The organism is Pseudomonas sp. NPDC090208 (assembly GCF_044746785.1).
GTDB lineage: Bacteria > Pseudomonadota > Gammaproteobacteria > Pseudomonadales > Pseudomonadaceae > Aquipseudomonas.
This window is the reverse complement of the sequence record NZ_JBIVCU010000002.1, coordinates 448,181-468,057: the sequence shown is the minus strand read 5'-3', so window position 1 is coordinate 468,057 and position 19,877 is coordinate 448,181. Positions and strand designations below refer to the sequence as shown.

General features: G+C 60.1%; 17 protein-coding genes. 8 read left to right on the top strand and 9 right to left on the bottom strand.

Features of this window, described 5'->3' with window-relative positions; translation table 11 throughout:
* Window positions 1-1,003 precede the first annotated feature (1,003 nt).
* Window positions 1,004-1,561, top strand: a complete 558-nt coding sequence (locus tag ACIPL0_RS05155; RefSeq protein ID WP_400592782.1) for a hypothetical protein — start codon at window positions 1,004-1,006, stop codon at window positions 1,559-1,561.
* Window positions 1,562-1,705: 144 nt separating this feature from the next.
* Here ACIPL0_RS05155 and ACIPL0_RS05150 read toward each other — a convergent pair whose 3' ends face one another.
* A complete protein-coding gene (locus tag ACIPL0_RS05150; protein WP_400592785.1) occupies window positions 1,706-2,923 on the bottom strand; it encodes an argininosuccinate synthase in 1,218 nt (405 codons plus the stop codon).
* Between the two features lie 125 nt (window positions 2,924-3,048).
* Complete coding sequence (locus ACIPL0_RS05145; RefSeq protein WP_400592788.1) at window positions 3,049-4,077, bottom strand: OmpA family protein; 1,029 nt, start codon at window positions 4,075-4,077, stop codon at window positions 3,049-3,051.
* Window positions 4,078-4,222: 145 nt separating this feature from the next.
* Here ACIPL0_RS05145 and pyrC point away from each other — a divergent pair, with 145 nt between their 5' ends.
* The gene (pyrC, locus tag ACIPL0_RS05140) at window positions 4,223-5,269 is read left to right on the top strand and encodes a dihydroorotase (protein ID WP_400592790.1); all 1,047 of its coding nucleotides are present in this window, start codon (window positions 4,223-4,225) and stop codon (window positions 5,267-5,269) included.
* Window positions 5,266-5,943 (top strand): ribonuclease T, encoded by a 678-nt coding sequence (gene rnt / locus ACIPL0_RS05135; RefSeq protein ID WP_400592793.1) that lies wholly within the window; start codon window positions 5,266-5,268, stop codon window positions 5,941-5,943. The genes pyrC and rnt overlap by 4 nt, the downstream gene beginning before the upstream one ends.
* A gap of 84 nt (window positions 5,944-6,027) precedes the next feature.
* Here rnt and ACIPL0_RS05130 read toward each other — a convergent pair whose 3' ends face one another.
* The 4 genes from ACIPL0_RS05130 to ACIPL0_RS05115 are packed head-to-tail and all read right to left on the bottom strand — an operon-like array spanning window position 6,028 to window position 10,251.
* Window positions 6,028-7,188: a DegT/DnrJ/EryC1/StrS family aminotransferase gene (locus ACIPL0_RS05130; RefSeq protein ID WP_400592795.1), complete on the bottom strand. Its 1,161-nt coding sequence runs from the start codon at window positions 7,186-7,188 to the stop codon at window positions 6,028-6,030.
* Window positions 7,185-8,033 carry a 3-keto-5-aminohexanoate cleavage protein gene (locus ACIPL0_RS05125; RefSeq protein ID WP_400592798.1) on the bottom strand — a complete coding sequence of 283 codons (849 nt, stop codon included), beginning with the start codon at window positions 8,031-8,033 and terminating at the stop codon, window positions 7,185-7,187. The genes ACIPL0_RS05130 and ACIPL0_RS05125 overlap by 4 nt, the downstream gene beginning before the upstream one ends.
* Window positions 8,034-8,729, bottom strand: a complete 696-nt coding sequence (locus tag ACIPL0_RS05120; RefSeq protein ID WP_400592801.1) for an acetyltransferase — start codon at window positions 8,727-8,729, stop codon at window positions 8,034-8,036.
* Window positions 8,722-10,251, bottom strand: coding sequence for a hypothetical protein (locus ACIPL0_RS05115; protein ID WP_400592803.1), 1,530 nt, complete (start codon window positions 10,249-10,251; stop codon window positions 8,722-8,724). The genes ACIPL0_RS05120 and ACIPL0_RS05115 overlap by 8 nt, the downstream gene beginning before the upstream one ends.
* 231 nt (window positions 10,252-10,482) lie before the next feature.
* Between ACIPL0_RS05115 and ACIPL0_RS05110 the strand changes: the two genes are divergently transcribed.
* From ACIPL0_RS05110 to bfr, 3 genes are all read left to right on the top strand, one after another.
* Window positions 10,483-13,167 (top strand): DUF4214 domain-containing protein, encoded by a 2,685-nt coding sequence (locus ACIPL0_RS05110; RefSeq protein WP_400592806.1) that lies wholly within the window; start codon window positions 10,483-10,485, stop codon window positions 13,165-13,167.
* Window positions 13,168-13,363: 196 nt separating this feature from the next.
* Window positions 13,364-13,582, top strand: a complete 219-nt coding sequence (locus ACIPL0_RS05105; RefSeq protein WP_400592809.1) for a bacterioferritin-associated ferredoxin — start codon at window positions 13,364-13,366, stop codon at window positions 13,580-13,582.
* Window positions 13,583-13,783: 201 nt separating this feature from the next.
* On the top strand, window positions 13,784-14,260 hold the full coding sequence (gene bfr, locus ACIPL0_RS05100) for a bacterioferritin (protein WP_400592811.1): 477 nt from the start codon (window positions 13,784-13,786) through the stop codon (window positions 14,258-14,260).
* Between the two features lie 101 nt (window positions 14,261-14,361).
* Here the strand turns inward: bfr and grxD are convergent, their stop codons facing one another.
* The 3 genes from grxD to ACIPL0_RS05085 all read right to left on the bottom strand — a co-directional run bounded on the left by grxD (window position 14,362) and on the right by ACIPL0_RS05085 (window position 17,373).
* Window positions 14,362-14,688: a Grx4 family monothiol glutaredoxin gene (gene grxD, locus ACIPL0_RS05095; RefSeq protein ID WP_400592813.1), complete on the bottom strand. Its 327-nt coding sequence runs from the start codon at window positions 14,686-14,688 to the stop codon at window positions 14,362-14,364.
* Window positions 14,689-14,804: 116 nt separating this feature from the next.
* Complete coding sequence (locus ACIPL0_RS05090; protein ID WP_400592815.1) at window positions 14,805-16,913, bottom strand: molybdopterin oxidoreductase family protein; 2,109 nt, start codon at window positions 16,911-16,913, stop codon at window positions 14,805-14,807.
* 157 nt (window positions 16,914-17,070) lie between these two features.
* Window positions 17,071-17,373 carry a hypothetical protein gene (locus ACIPL0_RS05085; protein ID WP_400592818.1) on the bottom strand — a complete coding sequence of 101 codons (303 nt, stop codon included), beginning with the start codon at window positions 17,371-17,373 and terminating at the stop codon, window positions 17,071-17,073.
* A 439-nt stretch (window positions 17,374-17,812) separates the two neighbouring features.
* Between ACIPL0_RS05085 and argF the strand changes: the two genes are divergently transcribed.
* Window positions 17,813-18,733 carry an ornithine carbamoyltransferase gene (gene argF / locus ACIPL0_RS05080; RefSeq protein ID WP_400592821.1) on the top strand — a complete coding sequence of 307 codons (921 nt, stop codon included), beginning with the start codon at window positions 17,813-17,815 and terminating at the stop codon, window positions 18,731-18,733.
* Window positions 18,730-19,803, top strand: a complete 1,074-nt coding sequence (locus ACIPL0_RS05075) for an ABC transporter ATP-binding protein (protein WP_400592824.1) — start codon at window positions 18,730-18,732, stop codon at window positions 19,801-19,803. The genes argF and ACIPL0_RS05075 overlap by 4 nt, the downstream gene beginning before the upstream one ends.
* Window positions 19,804-19,877 lie beyond the last annotated feature (74 nt).

Below are 19,877 nucleotides of genomic sequence, written 5' to 3'. Positions count from 1 at the left end.
AACCAACAGAAATTTCCTACAAATCCTGCCTGTTCAACTGCTCGACCGATACATTTCATGGGCTTGCTCGCCCAAATACAACGACATGCTCCATACAAGAAGACAGGGTCGGTTGAGCCGGTATTTCGGAAATTCATTATTACAATACGCCTGTCCGCCAACAAAAGACCTGATAGGACTATTCGTCTCGACAGGTGGTCAGGATCGAAACATTGTTTCTCCTCGCAAACACCCGCTCTTGAATTCGGAAACCGCAAACTGATCGACTCCGCTCCATTGACCGTGCCTGCTTCAGGATAAGCACATCCTGCCCACCCACCAGAAGACAACAATCAAAAAATGTTGCCAACCGCCAGCTCACAGCGATTTGCAGTCCGTCGTTGAAAAACTACACACACACGCAAGATTTTTTTCATACATATTTATTACAAGAAAAAACCTACAGAAATTTCGGAACCATCTCTGTCGCTGCAATGCGAGACGCTACGCAAGACGCCATGCTGCCTCCCGACCACCGGCCCGCTAAAAAAAAACGGTCAGGGCGGCATATCGCGAAAAATCTGAAAACCGGAAAATGACCGCCTCATTCGTTTTTTCGAGCTCGTCCGACCTTCACGTAATACCATCACTTATATTTAATCTAGCCAACTTTGGACAAAGCAGAAAAATACTACAGAACTAACAGACTATTACGACCTCGCCAAAAACAACTAAAAAAACCAAAAGAAACAAGAGAGCTGTTTTTTATTTTTTACTTGCAAATCCTATTACCAATCGTTACTTTTTTCGTCAGTCAATTGCCCAACCGTTGGCACCAACATCGGCTATCTATTTTTATCAGCCTCTGTTGCTAATGCTGTTAAGTACTCCTTGCCTGGATTTCAAGCGCGAGCAGGATATCTGCCGCCTCAAGATAGTCTCGACCGGTGCATGGAAGTTTTTTGAACGGGCGTTTCGGTCTTTTTCAGACCCTGTATATCAACATGTTCAAAAGGAATAAACCATGAATAAAAAAACAGGGGTTTCTTCAGCCGCCAGTCATAGAGAACATCAGGAATTGGCCGACGCTGTAGAACAGTTTTTCGCCCAGGGCGGCGTCATCGATGTAGTCCCTGAAGGTGAATCCGCGGAGCTTGCCGTAGAACTCGCCATCGAGCCCGATCACGAGGCACAGATGTACGCCAAGCTGGAGCAGCTCAAGGGGCTGGTTGCCAAGGGCGCCGGGGTTTCCGCACTGCAATATTCGTTGCGTATGAACCGTAAGGAGATCAAGCGCCTGGCCAGCGAAAACGGCCTGAAAATTCTCTACAGCCGCCCCGTCCGGGGACTACGTTCAGCGCGCAGTCGGGAAGTGGCTACGGTCGACGATGTCATTGCCGGTCATGCCATGCATTACTCGACGCTGGGCTACACGGTGCCGGAGATTGCCCAGTTATTGGATCTGGGTGTGCGAGACATCTGGAATATCGGTAAGGCTTATCGCTTCGAGTTCAAAAATCCACAGAAAAAGGAACATTCGGCAGACGTGATATCCGACACAGAGAATATGACAGAGGAATAAACGTCTGGCCCATTGCACAGTCCTGCAAAGGCATGTCCGGTTACCGGGATCAGATAAAAGAGAAGGGATACAGCAGAATCGGCCGAGCCGACAGAATGAACAAGGTGCAGCCCCGAAGTGGCTGCACCTTACACATGAACTACATCAGAACAGCTTGCGGTTCTTGTTTGCCGCGATACGCATGCGCAGCGCGTTGAGCTTGATGAAGCCCGCTGCGTCCGCCTGGTTATAGGCACCGCCGTCTTCTTCGAACGTCGCGATGTTGGCATCGAACAGCGAATCGTCGGACTTGCGACCGGTCACGATCACATTGCCTTTGTACAGTTTCAGACGCACGACACCGTTCACATGAGCCTGCGACGCATCGATCATCTGTTGCAGCATCAGACGCTCAGGGCTCCACCAGTAGCCGGTGTAGATCAGGCTGGCGTATTTCGGCATCAGCTCGTCTTTCAGGTGAGCGACTTCGCGGTCCAGCGTGATCGACTCGATGGCGCGGTGAGCCTTGAGCATGATGGTGCCGCCAGGGGTCTCGTAGCAGCCACGGGACTTCATGCCGACGTAACGGTTTTCGACGATGTCCAGACGACCGATGCCGTGCTCGCCACCGATGCGGTTCAGGGTCGCCAGTACGGTGGCCGGGGTCATTTCCACGCCGTCCAGCGCAACGATGTCGCCGTTGCGGTAGGTCAGTTCCAGGTACTGCGGCTTGTCCGGAGCGTTTTCAGGCGAAACGGTCCAGCGCCACATGTCTTCTTCATGCTCGGTCCAGGTGTCTTCCAGCACGCCGCCTTCATAGGAGATGTGCAGCAGGTTGGCGTCCATGGAGTACGGCGACTTCTTCTTGCCGTGGCGCTCGATCGGGATGCCATGCTTTTCGGCGTAGTCCATCAGCTTCTCGCGGGACAGCAAGTCCCACTCACGCCATGGTGCAATGACTTTCACGCCTGGCTTGAGCGCGTAGGCACCCAGCTCAAAGCGGACCTGGTCGTTACCCTTGCCGGTTGCGCCGTGGGAAATGGCGTCGGCGCCGGTTTCGTTGGCGATTTCGATCAGACGCTTGGCGATCAGCGGACGCGCGATGGAGGTACCCAGCAGGTACTCGCCTTCGTAGACAGTGTTGGCGCGGAACATCGGGTAAACGAAGTCACGCACGAATTCTTCGCGCAGGTCGTCGATGTAGATCTCTTTGACGCCCATGGCCTGCGCCTTGGCGCGTGCTGGCTCGACTTCTTCGCCCTGACCCAGGTCAGCGGTGAAAGTCACCACTTCGCAGTTGTACGTATCTTGCAGCCACTTGAGGATTACCGAAGTATCCAGGCCACCGGAATACGCGAGAACTACCTTGTTTACGTCCGCCATGCCATCACTCCAACGCGTTGTACGGAAAACCGCTGATTCTACCGGTCAAAGCGTTGGATTTACAGTGGCGCGACAGCTTCTGACGATGAAGCGACAAAAGCTGTCGGATCTACGACCCGAATGGGTTATGAGGTTTTCGGCACGGCCACGCCCGGGGCGGCAGACGGTGCTTTCGGCGCGGCGGGCGCAGACGCAGGGCCCGACGCGGCGGGTGCCGGTGTCGATGCGGGGGCGGTTGGCGCAGGTGTCGGCGCCGGAGCCGGTGCGGCAGCGGGCGTCGGTGCGACGAGCGGTTTCTGCTCGGCCACGCGATCCAGATGGATATTCACTCGCCGGTTACGTGCGCGGTTGGCGTTATTGGTATTGGGTACCAGCGGATACTGTTCACCGTGGAAGCGCACGGTGATCTGCTCTTCCGGCACGCCATTGGCCTTGAGGTAATCCATGACCGACAGCGCCCGACGGCGCGACAGGTCACGGTTGGTCAGGCGATTGCCGCTGTTGTCGGAGTGGCCGTCCAGTTCGACGCGATTGACCGTCGGATCAGCCTTCATGTACGCCAGCACCGTATCCAGCCGACGCTTGGCCTGTGCGTCCAGATCAATGCCGCCACCGGGAAAGCCGATCTCGGCCTGACGGACCTGCTCGAAGTTCATGGGTAGCAGCTTGGCGGTGCACAGCTGGAAATCCGCATAGGCCTTGTTGAACTTCACCGGCAGCAGACGCACTTCCATCGGCCCGCCGCTGTCACGGGAAAAATGCCGGATCACCGGGCTACGCCCTTCCATCAGGCCACTGATCAGACGCCCGGCCTGGGCTTGGCTGGAATTGAACGGAATCTCGCCGTTGCCGACCTTCACCGCACCCAGATTGACGTCGCCCCGCCCCGGCTGCCACGGGGCGGCGGCAGCAATCAACGTCGCCGAACCGGGACCGAGGCTGTAGGCAGTGGTCTTCAGTCGGAAAGTCGCCTGCTCGCCGGCGCGACGAACGAACTCACCGGTACCGAAATCGGTGATCGGCTGACTCAGACGGCACTCGAACTGATCGCCTTCTACCTTCCACTCGATGTTCTCCAGACGGGTCTGGAACGTGAGCGCCATCGCCGGCAGGCTGGCAAACACACTGAGGAGGGCTAGATATCGCTGGCGCACGGCAGGCTCCACAAGAATTCACGGCGTTACAAAATTTATCGCCTACACGTGGCTATCGGTTAGTTGTCGCAAAACTTGATAGCGAGTGCCTGCAAGAGTCTTTTCCGGTAGCATTCCCAGCGAGTTTGCCCGCCTGGAATCCCCAATGTCCGAACGCCTGACCCTCCTGCGCCCCGACGACTGGCATATCCATCTTCGTGATGGCGCCGTTCTGCCCCACACCGTCGCTGACGTAGCGCGCACTTTTGGCCGCGCCATCATCATGCCGAACCTCGTGCCGCCGGTACGCAACGCGCAGGAAGCTGATGCCTATCGCCAGCGCATCCTCGCCGCGCGCCCGCAAGGCAGCCGTTTCGACCCGCTGATGGTGCTTTACCTCACCGATCTGACTCAGCCTGCGGACATCCGTGCCGCCAAGGCCAGCGGCTTCGTGCACGCGGCCAAGCTGTACCCGGCCGGTGCCACCACCAACTCCGATTCCGGCGTGACCAGCATCGACAAGATCTTCCCGGTGCTGGAAGCCATGGCCGAAGTCGGCATGCCGCTGCTGATCCACGGTGAAGTTACCCGTGGCGACATCGACGTGTTCGACCGCGAAAAGATCTTCATCGACGAGCATATGCGCCGTGTGGTCGAGCGTTTCCCGACGCTGAAAGTGGTATTCGAACACATCACTACCTCCGACGCCGTGCAGTTCGTGCGCGAAGCTTCGGACAACGTCGGTGCGACGATCACCGCCCACCACTTGCTGTATAACCGCAACCACATGCTGGTCGGCGGTATTCGCCCGCACTTCTATTGCCTGCCGATCCTCAAGCGCAACACGCACCAGGTCGCCCTGCTCGACGCCGCCACCAGCGGCAGTAGCAAGTTCTTCCTCGGTACCGACTCGGCACCGCACGCCCAGCATGCCAAGGAAGCCGCTTGCGGTTGTGCCGGCTGCTACACCGCCTACGCCGCCATCGAGTTGTATGCCGAAGCCTTCGAACAGCGCAACGCGCTGGACAAGCTGGAAGGTTTCGCCAGCCGTAACGGCCCGGCGTTCTACGGTCTGCCGGTCAACACCGACACCATCACGCTGGTCCGCGAAGAATGGACTGCGCCTGCCAGCCTGCCGTTCGGCGAGCTGTCTGTCATCCCGCTGCGCGCCGGAGAGAAACTGCGCTGGCGCCTGCTGGAGGAAAACGCGTGAGTGAAGACCAATACGATGACGACCTGGAAGGCTCTGGCGGCGGTACCGGCTCCAGACATCCGATGGCAGCGCGTTTCCGCGGTTACCTGCCGGTCGTCGTCGACGTAGAGACCGGCGGCTTCAATGCGGCCACCGATGCCTTGCTGGAAATCGCCGCGACCACTATCGGCATGGACGAAAAAGGCTTCGTGTTCCCCGAGCACACCTACTTCTTCCGGGTCGAACCGTTCGAAGGCGCCAACATCGAACCGGCAGCGCTGGAGTTCACCGGGATCAAGCTCGATCACCCGTTGCGCATGGCCGTCAGTGAAGAAACCGCGCTCACGGATATCTTCCGTGGCGTGCGCAAGGCCCTGAAAGCCAACGGCTGCAAGCGGGCGATCCTGGTCGGCCACAACGCCAGTTTCGACCTGGGCTTCCTCAACGCCGCCGTGGCGCGTCTGGACATGAAACGCAACCCGTTTCATCCGTTCTCCAGCTTCGACACCGCCACCCTGGCTGGTCTGGCCTACGGTCAGACCGTGTTGGCCAAAGCCTGCCAGTCAGCAGACATCGACTTCGACGGCCGCGAGGCGCATTCGGCCCGCTACGATACCGAGAAGACGGCCGAGCTGTTCTGCGGCATCGTCAACCGCTGGAAGGAAATGGGCGGCTGGCACGACTTCGACGATTGACGTGCGCACGCTCGAAAAAACCGGCCCTTGTGGCCGGTTTTTTTGACCTGCTCTTTCGACGCGACACGGTGAATGGCCTGCCGGTCAGATTGCCCGGACATGCTCCTGCACCGCCTCCACGATCCGCCGGACCTGCTCGTCGGTCAGCACCGGGCTCAATGGCAGGCTCACCGTGCGTCGACCAATGGCGGTCGCGTGCGGCGTGTCTTCGGGACGCCAGCCGAGGTGCTGCTGATAGTAGGGATGCTCGCCCAACGCCAGATAGTGCACGCCCACCCCGATTCCGGCGCGGGTCATGCGCTCGATGAATGTGTCGCGCGTCACCGCGCCCTGATCAACGTCCATCTGCAGGGTGAACAGGTGATAGGCGTGACGGACGTGAGCAGGAGGCTGAGGCGGCAGGATCACCGGCTGATGGCTGAACGCCTCGCGATAGTGGTTCCAGATCCTCTCGCGATGCGGCCAGCCGTCGCTGACCCTCGCCAGTTGGTGGATGCCGATGGCGGCCTGCAGATCCATCATGTTGTATTTGAATCCGGCCTCGACGACCTGATAGTGCGCGTAGCCTTGATCGGAAAAGCGCTTCCAGGCGTCACGGGTCATGCCATGCAGGGCAAGCCTGCGAATGCGCCCAGCGTGCTCCGGGTCTTGCGCCAGCAGCATGCCGCCTTCGCCGGTGGTCATGTTCTTGGTTGCGTAGAAACTGAAACAACCGAAATCACCCAGGGTTCCGACGGGGCGGCCTCTATAAGACGCTTCGATCGCATGCGCACAGTCTTCGATCACGATCAGCCGGTGACGCCGGGCGATGGCCAGAATCTCGCTCATGGCGCACGGCAGTCCGGCGAAATGCACCGGCAGCACCGCCTTGGTACGCGCAGTGATACAGGCTTCCAGGCCGTTCGGGTCCAGATTCATGGTCAGCGGATCGACATCCACCAGCACCGGGCGCGCGCCCACATGCAGGATGGCATTGACGGTGGCGCAGAACGTCAGCGGTGACGTAATGACCTCGTCACCCGGCCCGATCCCGGCCGCCACCAGGCTCAGATGCAGCGCCGCGGTGCAGGAATTGAGCGCGACCACCCGCTCGGGTTCGACGCCCTTGAACTCGGCAAAGCGCCGCTCGAATTCGGCCACCTTCGGCCCGGTGCCCAGCCATCCCGAATGCAGCGTGTCGAGCACTTCGCGGATCTCCGCGTCGCCGATATCGGGCGCACCGAATACGATGAAATCGTCGTTCAACGTGCGATCCCCAAACGTTCCCTGAGAGCGGCGCGGTCAAGCAGCGGCCGCTCGAACAACGCGGCCTGGGCGAGCACCCGTTCGATCAACTGGCGATTGGACGCGGGTATGGTTCGTTGCTGGTCGAACCAGAGATTGTCTTCCAGCCCCACCCTCACACCGTCGGCCGCCAGCAAGCCAAGCCCGTTGGCCGCCAACTGAAAGCGGCCAAGCCCGGCGATGCCGACGATGCTGTCGACGGGCAGCGCCGCCAGGATCGCCGCCAGTTGCAACAAGTCCGCCTGGGCGCCGGCAACGTTGCCCAGCAGCACGTTGGCATACACCGGCGGTTGCAGCAGCCCTTCCTTGAGCAGCACGTTGGCGAAGTTCGCCATTCCGGCGTCGAAGATTTCCAGCTCCGGCTTGATGCCGCACTCGGCCATGCGCGCGGCCAGTCGACGAATGGTGTCCGGCGCATTGATGCTGGCGGACTGAGCGAAGTTCAGCGAACTCAAGGTCAGGCTGGCCATGTCCGGCCGGGCATCACCGTCCAGTGCCAGTACCCGTGAACGGGCCTCGAAACCGGCGTCCAGACGGCCACTGGTAGTGACGCCGACGATCAGTTGCCGGCCTTGCGGCAGGGCGCGAATCGCTTCGATCAGGCGGCCATAGGGCTGAGGATCCGCAGTTTGCACGCCCTCCTCGTCACGCGCATGCAGGTGCACCATCTGTACGCCCAGCGCGATGGCCTGCGCCACATCGGCGAGGATTTCGTCGTGGCTCAGCGGCACATGGGCGCTCATGGCCCTAGTGGGGATCACACCCGTGCAGGCCAGGTTGATGAAAAACGGTTTCCCGACCTGCATTCAGCCCCCCGATGCTTCCAGTGCGGTTCTTGGCATTTTTTTCGCGGGATTGCCGACATAGAGCCCGTCGGCTTCTGTGTCCTTGAGCACCACCGCCCCCGCCCCGATAAAGGTGCGTTCGGCCAGGACAATACGGTCCCTCAACACCGCGCCGACACCGACGAACGCCTGTTCCCCGACATAGCCTTCGCCACCCATGGCGACTTGCGCGGCGACGAATGCGTGGTCGGCGATCGTGCAGTGATGGGACACGTGCGCGCCGCTGCGGATGATGCTGTTGCTGCCGATGTGGACAAATGGCTGGATGATCGCGTGCTCGTAGATCAGCACGTTTTCGCCCACCACCAGGTCCGGCCAGACGCTTGCCCGGCTGGAGATGTAATTGACGAAGGTATAACCGCGCCTTTTCGCGGCCTCGAAACGCGCCCGGCGCACACCGTTGATCTGCTGGTAGCCCATGGGGATCAGCAGTCGAAAGTCGTCAGGCGGGTAATGACGCTCCAGCTCCTCGAACGGCACCAGCGGCAATCCTTCAAACCTATGACCCGTCATGTAAGCCTGATCCACGGTGAACCCGGCGACGGTCCATGGGCTGTCGTGGCACAGGCAGTACCAGGCCAGGCTGGCCGAACGCAGATTGCCGAAAATCACCACGGGGCGGGTGTCGTCCGAGACGCTTGGGTAACGGTCATTCACGGTGCGAAGCTCGCAATTGGAAACGGTGCATGGCTTGCCTGCACGCGCTCAGCAGCCCGGAAGCGGCAGCGCCTGCAGAGAAATCCAGCCGTTGATGGAAACGGGTTCTCAAGGCGTCGCCGACCTCGCGCCGCCGCTCGGGACTGGCGGCCCATTCATCGAGAGTGTTCAGGTAGCGGTCGATATCGTCCACCGCGAAAGGACCGAGCTTGTCACCGGCATCGCTGTCCCTGAGCGCAAGGACAGGCACGCCCTGTTCCATGGCCAGTGCGGCCGCGCCACCGCCTCCGGCGCGTGGCGGGTTGATCATGATGTCGCTGGCCGCCAGCCATCGCTCGATCTGCGGCTGCGGCGGTACGCGATAAATCCGGTCATGGCGCGGCAGGCTGTCCATGGGAACGGTCTCGGCCACGCCCACCAGCAACCAGTGCACCTGCGGATGGCGATCCAGCCAGGCACACATGCGCTCGATCCAGGGTGTCGGCATTTCGATTTCAAGCCGGTAACCGACGCTGATCAGCAGCGTGGAGTCGGCCGGCAACCCCAGTGAAACCCGATCAATCGGCTCAGCCTGTCCCTTGGGCCAGAAGCGGAAGGGAAAGGCGAGCGCGGCAGGTTCCGGCACGCCTGACCAATAGCGGGCAGCCTCGGGCTCGGCACTCAGCCAGACATCGACCGGCACCAGCGGTGGCAACGCATGAACCGACAGACCGACAGTGGGATAACGCTCGTGGAGCCGGTACATCAAGGGCGACATGAAGCCGGAAAACAGCACCACATCAGGGGCGTAGGCGGTGATCGCATTCTGTGCCTGGGCGAGACGATGGTGCAGCGAGAACTGCGGATCGGTCAGGGTGAAGCGCGCCTCGCCGGGCCGCTTGAGTCGCAGGGTTTCTGGCTGCACGACGACCGGGGCAAGGGATTCGGTGCCGCCGTGGTAGCTGGCGATGGCGGGAATATGGTTTTCCTGAGCGCTGAAAGCCTGTACTTCGGCCATGTCTTCGCTCAGCGCACTCATGACATTGAGCGTGAACAGCGTGCTGCCATGGGTTTCGTTACCCAATTGCGGGGTATAGATGGCGATTCGCAACGGGCGCTGTTCCCGTGGCCCTTCCGGCAAGGCTGGCGGTTCCAGTTGCCGGGCGAGCAAACGCAGCAGCCTGGGCGCATCGACTTTTTCCAACAGTTCGGCCAGCACGGTGCGGTCCGGCGCACGGGCCAGCGCATGATGCCAGGCCAGACCCAGCAGGTTCATCACTGCATCGGCAGGCCAGTGCTCGCTGGCTTCGGCGGCTTGCCGGGCATACCACTGGGCATCCTTGGTCAGATCGGCCAGCACAGAGCAGCGAAGCCATTCAGCCAGCCCCGGCTCCAGCGGTTGATGAACGATCTGCCAGGTCAGCATGTGGCGCGCGTCAGGGGTCAATTGGCCCACCAATTGACACAGACGCTGCCAGAGCGTGGCAGACAGGGGAAAGCGTTTAACCGTTTCAAATGCGTCCAGAGCCAGCGTCACACTCATAGCTTTTCCATTCGCCACAAAGCACGGGTTGGGCTGAAAACAGCTGCAGCCGGTCAGTGTTTCACTGACCTACCTCATCTTCCCGGGCAATCGTCAGACAGTGTCCGACGTTGATCGGGCGGGCAGCTATTCGACGAGTGACCACCACGTGTCAGGAAATGTTACAAGCCGCGTGCTATCACTCTAGCTCCCATCGCGCATTCCGCAGTGATAATTCTGGAGTTTTTGCCAATGGCTGCCTCTGCTTATCTGAATGCAATACAGACGATTTATATCGCTTACCTCGGCCGCCCCGCCGACCCGGACGGTCTGGCCTACTGGGCCAACCAGGCCGACGCCCAGGGCGGTGATCTTTCCAGCATCATTTCCGGCTTTTCCGACGCGGCAGAGTCCCAGGCGTTGTACAACGGCCAGACCACCGACGAAGTGATTTCCGCCATCTACGGCAACCTGTTCAACCGCACGCCGGATGACGCCGGGTTGCAATACTGGAAAGCGCAGATCAGCGAAGGCAAGGTGTCGCTGGCCCAGGCCGCGCAGGCCATCGTCAACGGTGCGCTGAACAGCGACGCGACATCCGTGGCGAACAAGCTGATCATCGCCAACGCCTTTACCGCGCAAATCGACACTGCTGCCGAAATCAGCGGCTATGCCGGCAGCGCGTCGTTCGACTACGCCCGCAGCTTCCTGAAAACCGTGGGTGCCGACCCTGCCTCCGTCACCGCCGCCAACGCGGCGTTGGCCGATGCGGTGGTGACCGCAACCAATACCGGTGGCAGCGGTGGCACGCCGGGCGAGATATTTACCCTGACGGCTGGGATCGATAATTTCACCGGCACTGATCGCGACGATACGTTTACCTCGACGGTGGCGGGCGGCTTTGGCACGGGCGACTCGATCAATGGCGGTAGTGGGTCCGACAAACTGGTGGTGAATGATCCGGGCAGTATTGTGGCGCCCAATGTGGCGGTCACCAACGTAGAGAGTGCATCGTTTACGACCGTCGGTGCGCTGGAACTCGACACGACGACCTGGACCGGACTGACCACACTGACCACCAATGTGACCAACGCTCACACGACGTTGGTCGTGGGTAATAGCACGGCAGTGAAAGTGACCAGTACCGCCAATACACCGGTATTTACGGACAACACTATCTCTGTGACCGGGGGCAATTCAGTCGATATCACCAATGCGGCAAACAACGTCATTACGCCGACGGCGGGTACCGTGAACGTCACTGGCGGAGTGAACGGCGTGTCAGTGAAGATCACAGACGCGAACGCCGTAGGACAAATCAGAGACATATATATCGCCAACTATCTCAGTCTGCAGGTAAAGGACAATGCCCTCAGCTACCTGTCCCTGACGACAGGAGGCGGTGATATCACGATCGACAACAGCTCATCATCGACTCCGAATCCATCGACCACGACACTATATCTGACACTCAACGGCGTGACTGGCGGCAAGCTAGATGACTCGGACGTCTACACCACCCTCAACGTATTCAATACCGGCGCGGATTCAACACTGACGAACATCGTCGACTCGGCGCTGACCACCCTGAACGTAACAGGCAACCACGCACTGACCCTGGCCTCGACCGCAGGTATGTCGGCACTGGAAACCGTCAAGGTCACCGGCCAGGCCGGACTGAATGCCAACCTGGCGGGGGCGAGCGTCACCTCCGTGGACGCCTCCACCACCAGCGGCGACCTGAACGTGACGCTCGACGCCACCAAAGCCAGTTACAGCGGCGGCAACGGGAACGATCATGTCACGCTGACCGGCACGGCCGCCGCCACTCACGTGGTCACGGGAGGCAGCGGCCAGGACGAGCTGACCATCGATGCTGGCGCAGCGGCGAGTACCGCCGACAGCCTGATCTCCGGCTTCGAATCGGTCACCTTCACCGGGGCTACGGCGCAGACCATCGATGTCAGCCACTTTGCAGGCACTCACGCCTTCCTTACATCAGGCGGCAACGGCCTGACGCTCGACAATCTCAGCAACGACGACGGCCTGATCCTGACCGGTGCCGGCAGCGCCTACGAGTTGAACGGCGCGGACTTCTCAGGCACCAACGACTCGCTCAATCTTGCGCTGATAAACAACACCGGTGCCAGTATTGCTTACGCAACCACAGGGGTTACCGCGTCAGACGTCGAGAACATCGAGATCGGCAGCGTAGACACCGGATCGTCACCCTCCGGCAACTACAACAACACCCTCACGCTGAACGATACGTCGCTGAAAAACGTGACAGTGACCGGCAACGCCGGACTGACACTGACCACCGACAGCACCGATCTGATCAACGTGGATGCCAGCGCCCTCACCCAAGGCGGGTTTACCTGGAGCAGCGGGACATTGACCGGCACGGGAATTACGGTCCGGGGCAGCGCCACGGGCACCAACAACCTTGATATCGACACCGACGGCGGAACGCTGGACTACCATGGCGGCGCAGGGGCAGACACTCTGACGCTGAAAGGCAACGGCGCTGCCACTCTCGATTTCGGCAACGGGCAGGACACCCTGGTGCTGGAAAATACGTCCACATCGACTGCATTCACGACGATTTCGGGCTTTAGCCAGGACCTCGATGTGGATTTCAGCCAGACGACTGGCGCCACCCCGCTGACCACTCAAACCGCGTTCAGTGCTGCAGTGACGGGGCCAGACTTCGCCACGTTACTCAATACGGCGGCAGCGGCCGATGCCACCCTGTCGACATCGCTGAAATGGTTCCAGTTTGGGGGCGACACTTACATCGTCCACGATGTCTCGGCGGACAACACATTCGTCGAGGGCACTGACACGCTCATCAAACTGGTCGGCACCTACAATCTCAACGATGCCCAGTTCAGTATCACCGACGGGGTGGTGCACCTCTCCCAAGCCAGCGTTTAGCTACTCGCCCGGACAAGCCGCCTTTTCAGGCGGCTTTTTTCATACCGCAAATCTAGCCACACGTACCGTCCACTCACCGGAAGGCTGACCGCTCATCGGCCTTCATCCATCTGCCCCTGACTATTTTTGACAAGCATTCTCATTAACATTATTATCCGGGGCATCGAGCAAATAACTCTGCGACGGTTTTCTTTTTATGTATGTCTGCCTCTGCCAAGGTGTCACCGACGGACAAATCCGCGAAGCAATCATGGAAGGATGCTGCAGCTATCGCGAGGTTCGCGAAAAGCTGAATGTCGCCAGCAAATGCGGGAAATGCGCCTGCCTTGCCAAGGAAGTGGTGCGCGAAACCCTGACCGAACTGCAAACGGCCCAGGTTGCACTGGCCTACCCGGCAGAATTTTCTGCTGCGTGATTCGACCGTTTTCAAAGAACCGGACCTTGTGTCCGGTTTTTTTATGCTCTTAATTCAAGTGCTTAGCGATAAGATGCGGAACACAAACATTCTTATTAATATTTAATTTCACTTACTATTCAATAACTTAGGTTTGACAGTCATCTGTAGTCAGCTCAAACTTGCGCCTTATATACAAACATCTTCGACGGGACCTCGATCATGAAAGGCGACATTACAGTCATCCAGCATCTCAACAAGATCCTCGGAAACGAGCTGGTCGCGATCAACCAGTACTTCCTGCATGCCCGCATGTATGAAGATTGGGGCCTGAACAAGCTGGGCAAGCACGAGTACAAAGAATCCATCGACGAGATGAAACACGCTGACAAACTGATCAAGCGCATCCTGTTTCTGGAAGGCCTGCCTAACCTGCAAGACCTGGGCAAAATCCTGATCGGTGAACACACCAAGGAAATGCTCGAATGCGACCTGAAAATCGAACGCAAGGGCCACGCTGATCTGAAAGCCGCCATTGCTCACTGCGAAAGCGTTGGCGATTTCGGTAGCCGTGAAATGCTCGAAGATATCCTTGAATCCGAAGAAGAGCACATCGACTGGCTGGAAACCCAGCTGGGCCTGATCGACAAGGTGGGTATCGAAAACTACCTGCAGTCGCAGATGGGCGAAGAAGACTGATCTTCAGATCCCGGATACGAAAAAGCCCCGCTTCTCGTCAGAGAGCGGGGCTTTTTCATGTCGGCTTGCCAGCAAGGTGCGGCAAGCCGAAGCGGCCGATGTCAGGCCGAAGCCTTGCTGACAGCGTCCTTGATCAGGGTCTGCAGCTCACCTTTTTCGTACATCTCGGTGATGATGTCGCTGCCGCCGACCAGCTCACCGGCCACCCACAGTTGCGGGAACGTTGGCCAGTTGGCGTATTTCGGCAGGTTGGCGCGAATTTCCGGGTTCTGCAGGATGTCGACGTAAGCGAACTTCTCGCCACAGGCCATCAGCGCCTGGGAAGCTTTGGCCGAAAAGCCGCACTGCGGGGCGTTCGGCGCGCCTTTCATGTAAATCAGAACAGTGTTTTTGGCAATCTGGTCTTTGATCGTTTCAATGATATCCACGGAGCACCTCGGCTGAACTTTACGACTGTACAAGTCGACACGGTGGCGCATTGTAACGGATTACCTAGCGTAACGCTCGGTCTTGGCTTTAGTTCTCCACGAAAGTATTACGCCCGTCATGCCGCAGCCACGGTCACGGGCACGCCGTTGAGCGCAGCGTTTCCGGAAACCGCGTCCAGCTGCCGTTCGTCGGTCAGGTCGTTGGCACTCTCACCGGGCTGCTCGCGCGCGATGTCCATGTGTACGCCGGGCCGGCCATGACCCCAGCCGTGAGGCAGGCTGACGACGCCGCGCATCATGTCCGGGCTGCCCAGCACTTCCACTTCGATCACACCCACCCGCGAACTCACCCGCACCCGCTGACCGTCCGCCAGGCCGCGACTGGCCAGATCGTCCGGGTTCATCAGCAACTGGTGGCGTGGCTTGCCCTTCACCAGCCGGTGATAGTTATGCATCCAGGAGTTGTTGCTGCGCACATGCCGCCGTCCGATCAACAGCAACTCGTCCCCCTGCGCAACCGGCAAGGTGGCGAAGCGCACCAGATCGGCAAGGATCACTTCCGGCGCCGCCTGAACACGGCCGTTGGCGGTTCTCAGGCGGGTCGTCAGATTGGGTTTGAGCGCTCCGAGGTCAATGCCATGGGGGTAATCGCGCAGGGTTTCCAGCGACAGCTTGTAAGGTGACGCATCGCCATATAGCCCGGCACGCAGGCCTCTATCGACCATCTGCGCGGGTGGCAACGTCGGTTTCAGTTCACGTTCGGCGCGGGCGGCAAACGCCTGGGCCAAGCCGACAAAAATCTCCCAGTCGTGCAGCGCGCCTTCCGGCTTGGCCAGGATCGCCCGGTTGAAACGGCTGACATTGCGCACCGCAAACATGTTGAAGGTGGTGTCGTAGTGATCGTTTTCCAGCGCCGAGGTGGATGGCAGGATCAGGTCCGCGTGGCGCGTGGTTTCGTTGATGTACAGGTCGATGCTGAGCATGAACTCCAGGCCGTCGAGCCCTTCGTCCAGCCGCCGGCCATTGGGGGTCGACAGCACCGGGTTGCCGGCCACGGTGACCAGCGCCCTCACCTGCCCTTCACCGGGCGTGAGCATTTCTTCGGCCAGCGCCGACACCGGCAGCTCGCCGCCGTACTCCGGCAGGCCCGATACGCGGCTTTGCCAGCGGTTGAAACCACCACCGGAAGTGGACGCCACCAGGTCCAGCGCCGGTTCGGTACACAGCGCCCCGCCGACCCGATCGAGGTTGCCGGTGACCAGATTGATCAGCTGCACCAGCCAGTGACACAGCGTGCCGAATGCCTGGGTGGAAATGCCCATGCGGCCGTAGCAGACCGCGCTGGGTGCGGCCGCAAAATCCCGCGCCAGCTGGCGGATCTGTTCGGCCGGCACGCCACAGCGCGGGCTCATCGCCTCGGCATCCATCGGTCCGATGGCCGCGCGGACTTCTTCCAGCCCGTCCACAGGCAAGTGGCTGTCACGGGTCAGCCCTTCTGCGAACAGGGTATGCAGCAGGCCGATCAGCAGCGCAGCATCACCTCCGGGGCGGATGAACAGGTGTTGATCGGCAATCGCCGCCGTTTCACTGCGGCGCGGATCGACCACCACCACTTTGCCGCCGCGGCCCTGAATCGCCTTCAAGCGCTTCTCGACATCGGGCACGGTCATGATGCTGCCGTTGGACGCCAGCGGGTTACCGCCCAGAATCAGCATGAAATCGGTGTGATCGATGTCGGCGATCGGCAGCAGCAGGCCATGGCCATACATCAGGTAACTGGTTAGATGGTGCGGCAGTTGATCCACCGAAGTCGCGGAAAAGCGGTTGCGGGTTTTCAACAGGCCAAGGAAATAGTTGCTGTGGGTCATCAGCCCATAGTTGTGCACGCTGGGGTTGCCCTGATACACCGCCACCGCGTTCTGCCCGTGGCGCTGCTGGATGTCCAGCAAGCGTTCGGCAACAAGGTCGAAAGCGGCCTGCCACTCGATGGGCTGCCATTGGTCACCGATGCGCTGCATGGGCTGGCGAAGCCGGTCGGGGTCGTTCTGGATGTCCTGCAACGCCACCGCCTTGGGGCAAATGTGCCCACGGCTGAACGTGTCCTGTGCATCGCCCTTGATCGAGCTGATCCGCACGCTGGCGTCGTCTTCGACAGTGGTTTCGATGGTCAGGCCGCAGATGGCCTCACACAGGTGACAGGCACGGTGGTGGAGAGTCTTGGTCATCGCCAGTCTCATGTTTTTGTAGGGCGATCCGGGTGATCGCGGAAACAAAACTATGGGGCTTGTCGCCCGACTGCGCCAGAGACGTCAATTCGGTGAATCGTGCAGCATCAGGGTAGCCGATGACTCACCCTGATGTGGCAGAAAAGAGGGATGAAACTCAGGAGGCGGAACCGCCAATGGGGGTGACGACCTTGCGCTGCATTTGCAGCTCGGACACGGTCTCGACCTGTTCCTGGGAAACCTGCACGCCGGTCAGTTCACCGATCAGACGCCAGTGATCATCCAGCCCGGCACTGATGGTCGCCATGCGGTCGATCATGCGACGGCCTGCCGAACGCGTCACTTCGTCTTCGCTGCGCATCAGTTCAAACGACATTGATGTCATGGAAGCGGTGAGGTGCGTCAGGGTGCGGGCGGTGAGCCCGAGCAATTCCGTCAGTTGTTTCTCTTTTGAATCCATTCCCCACCCCTCTCTGGAGTACATAAGCGGTCTTTATAACCCACACTGCCGGTTTAGGAAACGTCCTGGTCTCCACGGCGTGAAGCGCGTCGCAGAAGGCCTGCGGCGGTTTTAACTATTACAGATTCGGCAGTAATCGCCAGTTTATCGGCACGCAACCGAAAACCTTGAAAGGTAAAGGTGGCTAAGTGCCTGCCGATGGAAGCAACTGTAGCACTTCGTTACATGAAAAGCGTCCTGCAAGCGCCCATTTCCGGCGACCGAACGTCTGACAGGCAATTTCCCGCACGGCGGGCCTTGGCACGAGGCGACATTTTCTTATACCCTCGCGCCTTCCCTATTCGTCGCCCCGTGCGGCTTTTGCCGCAGGTCTCGCCCGTTTTCCCGATAAAACCCGGCTTTGAGGATCTGCGGTCTGTTGCAGACAAGGTAGTTAATGATGAACACCAGGCACTTTCTCTCGATGATGGATTACACGCCAGATGAGCTGGGCGCCGTAATCCGACGCGGCATTGAGCTGAAGGACCTGCGAAATCGAGGTGTGCTGTTCGAGCCGCTGCGAGGCCGCGTGCTGGCGATGATCTTCGAGAAATCTTCGACTCGTACCCGGGTTTCCTTCGAAGCCGGCATGATTCAGCTCGGCGGTCAGGCCATTTTTCTCTCGCCCCGGGACACCCAATTGGGTCGCGGCGAGCCGATCGCCGACGGCGCACGGGTCATGTCACGCATGGTCGATGCGGTGATGATTCGCACCTTCGCCCACGGCAACCTCACCGAGTTCGCCGCGCACTCCCGCGTGCCGGTGATCAACGGCCTGTCCGACGACCTGCACCCCTGCCAGTTGCTCGCTGACATGCAGACGTTCCTCGAACACCGCGGTTCGATCCAGGGCAAGACCGTGGCCTGGATCGGCGACGGCAACAACATGTGCAACAGCTATATAGAAGCGGCGATCCAGTTCGACTTCAAACTGCGCGTGGCCTGCCCTGAAGGTTACGAACCCAATCCGCGTTTCATGGCCCTGGCCGGCGACCGTGTGACCGTGACCCGTGACCCGCGCGAAGCGGTCAAGGGCGCGCATCTGGTCAGCACCGACGTCTGGACCTCCATGGGTCAGGAAGAAGAGGCCGCCAAGCGCCTGGCGCTGTTCAAGCCGTTCCAGGTCAACCGTGCCCTGCTCGACCTCGCGGCCGACGACGTGTTGTTCATGCATTGCCTGCCGGCCCATCGTGGTGAAGAGATCAGCGAAGACCTGCTCGACGACCCGCGTTCGGTCGCCTGGGATCAGGCCGAGAACCGCCTGCATGCGCAGAAGGCCTTGCTGGAATTCCTCGTCGCTCCGGCCTATCGCCCCGCGTGAGTGCGCCCATGCTGCTGAAACTGCGTGACCTCGCCTGCGGCTATCAGGAGCAGCGTGTGGTGCAGAACCTCGATCTGCATCTCAACGCCGGTGACATCGGTTGCCTGTTGGGTTCATCCGGTTGCGGCAAGACCACCACGCTACGCGCCATCGCCGGTTTCGAGCCGGTGCATGCCGGGGAAATCGTGCTGGCCGGTGAAGTCATTTCCAGGGCCGGTTTTACTCTGGCTCCGGAGAAGCGTCGGATCGGCATGGTGTTCCAGGACTACGCGCTGTTTCCGCACCTGACCGTGGCCGAGAACATCGCCTTCGGCATCCGCAACCACCCGCGTCTGCAACAGGTGGTCGACGAGATGCTGGAACTGGTCAACCTCGGCGCGCTGGGCAAGCGCCACCCCCATGAATTGTCCGGCGGCCAGCAGCAGCGTGTGGCGCTGGCCCGTGCGCTGGCACCCGAGCCGCAATTGCTGCTGCTCGACGAACCGTTTTCCAACCTGGACGGCGAACTGCGCCGTCGCCTCAGCCATGAGGTACGCGACATTCTCAAGGCCCGTGGCACCAGCGCGATTCTGGTGACGCACGACCAGGAAGAAGCCTTCGCCGTCAGCGACCACGTCGGCGTGTTCAAGGAAGGCCGGCTGGAACAGTGGGATACCCCCTACAACCTGTATCACGAACCGGCCACGCCTTACGTCGCCAGTTTTGTCGGCCAGGGTTACTTCATTCGCGGGCAACTGGTCGACAGCGAATCGGTGCAAACCGAACTGGGCCTGCTGCGTGGCAACCGCGCCTATGCGGGAAGTCCAGGCGCGCCGATGGACGTGCTGCTGCGTCCGGACGACGTTGTCTACGCGCCGGACAGCCGCTTGAAAGCCAAAGTCGCCAGCAAGACCTTTCAGGGCGCAGCGACCCTGTACCGCCTGCAATTGCCGACCGGCACGCAACTGGAAGCGCTGTTTCCCAGCCATGTCGACCTGCGCGCTGGCGACGAAACCGGGATTCGCGTTGCCGCTGAACATCTGGTGCTGTTCCCCGCCGTGGGCAGCGTGCCGGTGCATCAGGACATTTGACACTGCCCTTTTGTAGGAGCTGGCTTGTCCTGCGACCGGCTGCGCAGCAGTCGTAAATTCTGTGCATGGGGTGT

Coding starts and splice junctions, on each gene's coding strand:
- ACIPL0_RS05155 (WP_400592782.1), top strand. CDS start 1,004: ATGAATAAAAAAACAGGGGTTTCTTCAGCCGCCAGTCATAGAGAACAT.
- ACIPL0_RS05150 (WP_400592785.1), bottom strand. CDS start 2,923: ATGGCGGACGTAAACAAGGTAGTTCTCGCGTATTCCGGTGGCCTGGAT.
- pyrC (WP_400592790.1), top strand. CDS start 4,223: ATGTCCGAACGCCTGACCCTCCTGCGCCCCGACGACTGGCATATCCAT.
- ACIPL0_RS05125 (WP_400592798.1), bottom strand. CDS start 8,033: ATGCAGGTCGGGAAACCGTTTTTCATCAACCTGGCCTGCACGGGTGTG.
- ACIPL0_RS05115 (WP_400592803.1), bottom strand. CDS start 10,251: ATGAGTGTGACGCTGGCTCTGGACGCATTTGAAACGGTTAAACGCTTT.
- ACIPL0_RS05110 (WP_400592806.1), top strand. CDS start 10,483: ATGGCTGCCTCTGCTTATCTGAATGCAATACAGACGATTTATATCGCT.
- ACIPL0_RS05105 (WP_400592809.1), top strand. CDS start 13,364: ATGTATGTCTGCCTCTGCCAAGGTGTCACCGACGGACAAATCCGCGAA.
- bfr (WP_400592811.1), top strand. CDS start 13,784: ATGAAAGGCGACATTACAGTCATCCAGCATCTCAACAAGATCCTCGGA.
- ACIPL0_RS05090 (WP_400592815.1), bottom strand. CDS start 16,913: ATGACCAAGACTCTCCACCACCGTGCCTGTCACCTGTGTGAGGCCATC.
- ACIPL0_RS05085 (WP_400592818.1), bottom strand. CDS start 17,373: ATGGATTCAAAAGAGAAACAACTGACGGAATTGCTCGGGCTCACCGCC.
- argF (WP_400592821.1), top strand. CDS start 17,813: ATGAACACCAGGCACTTTCTCTCGATGATGGATTACACGCCAGATGAG.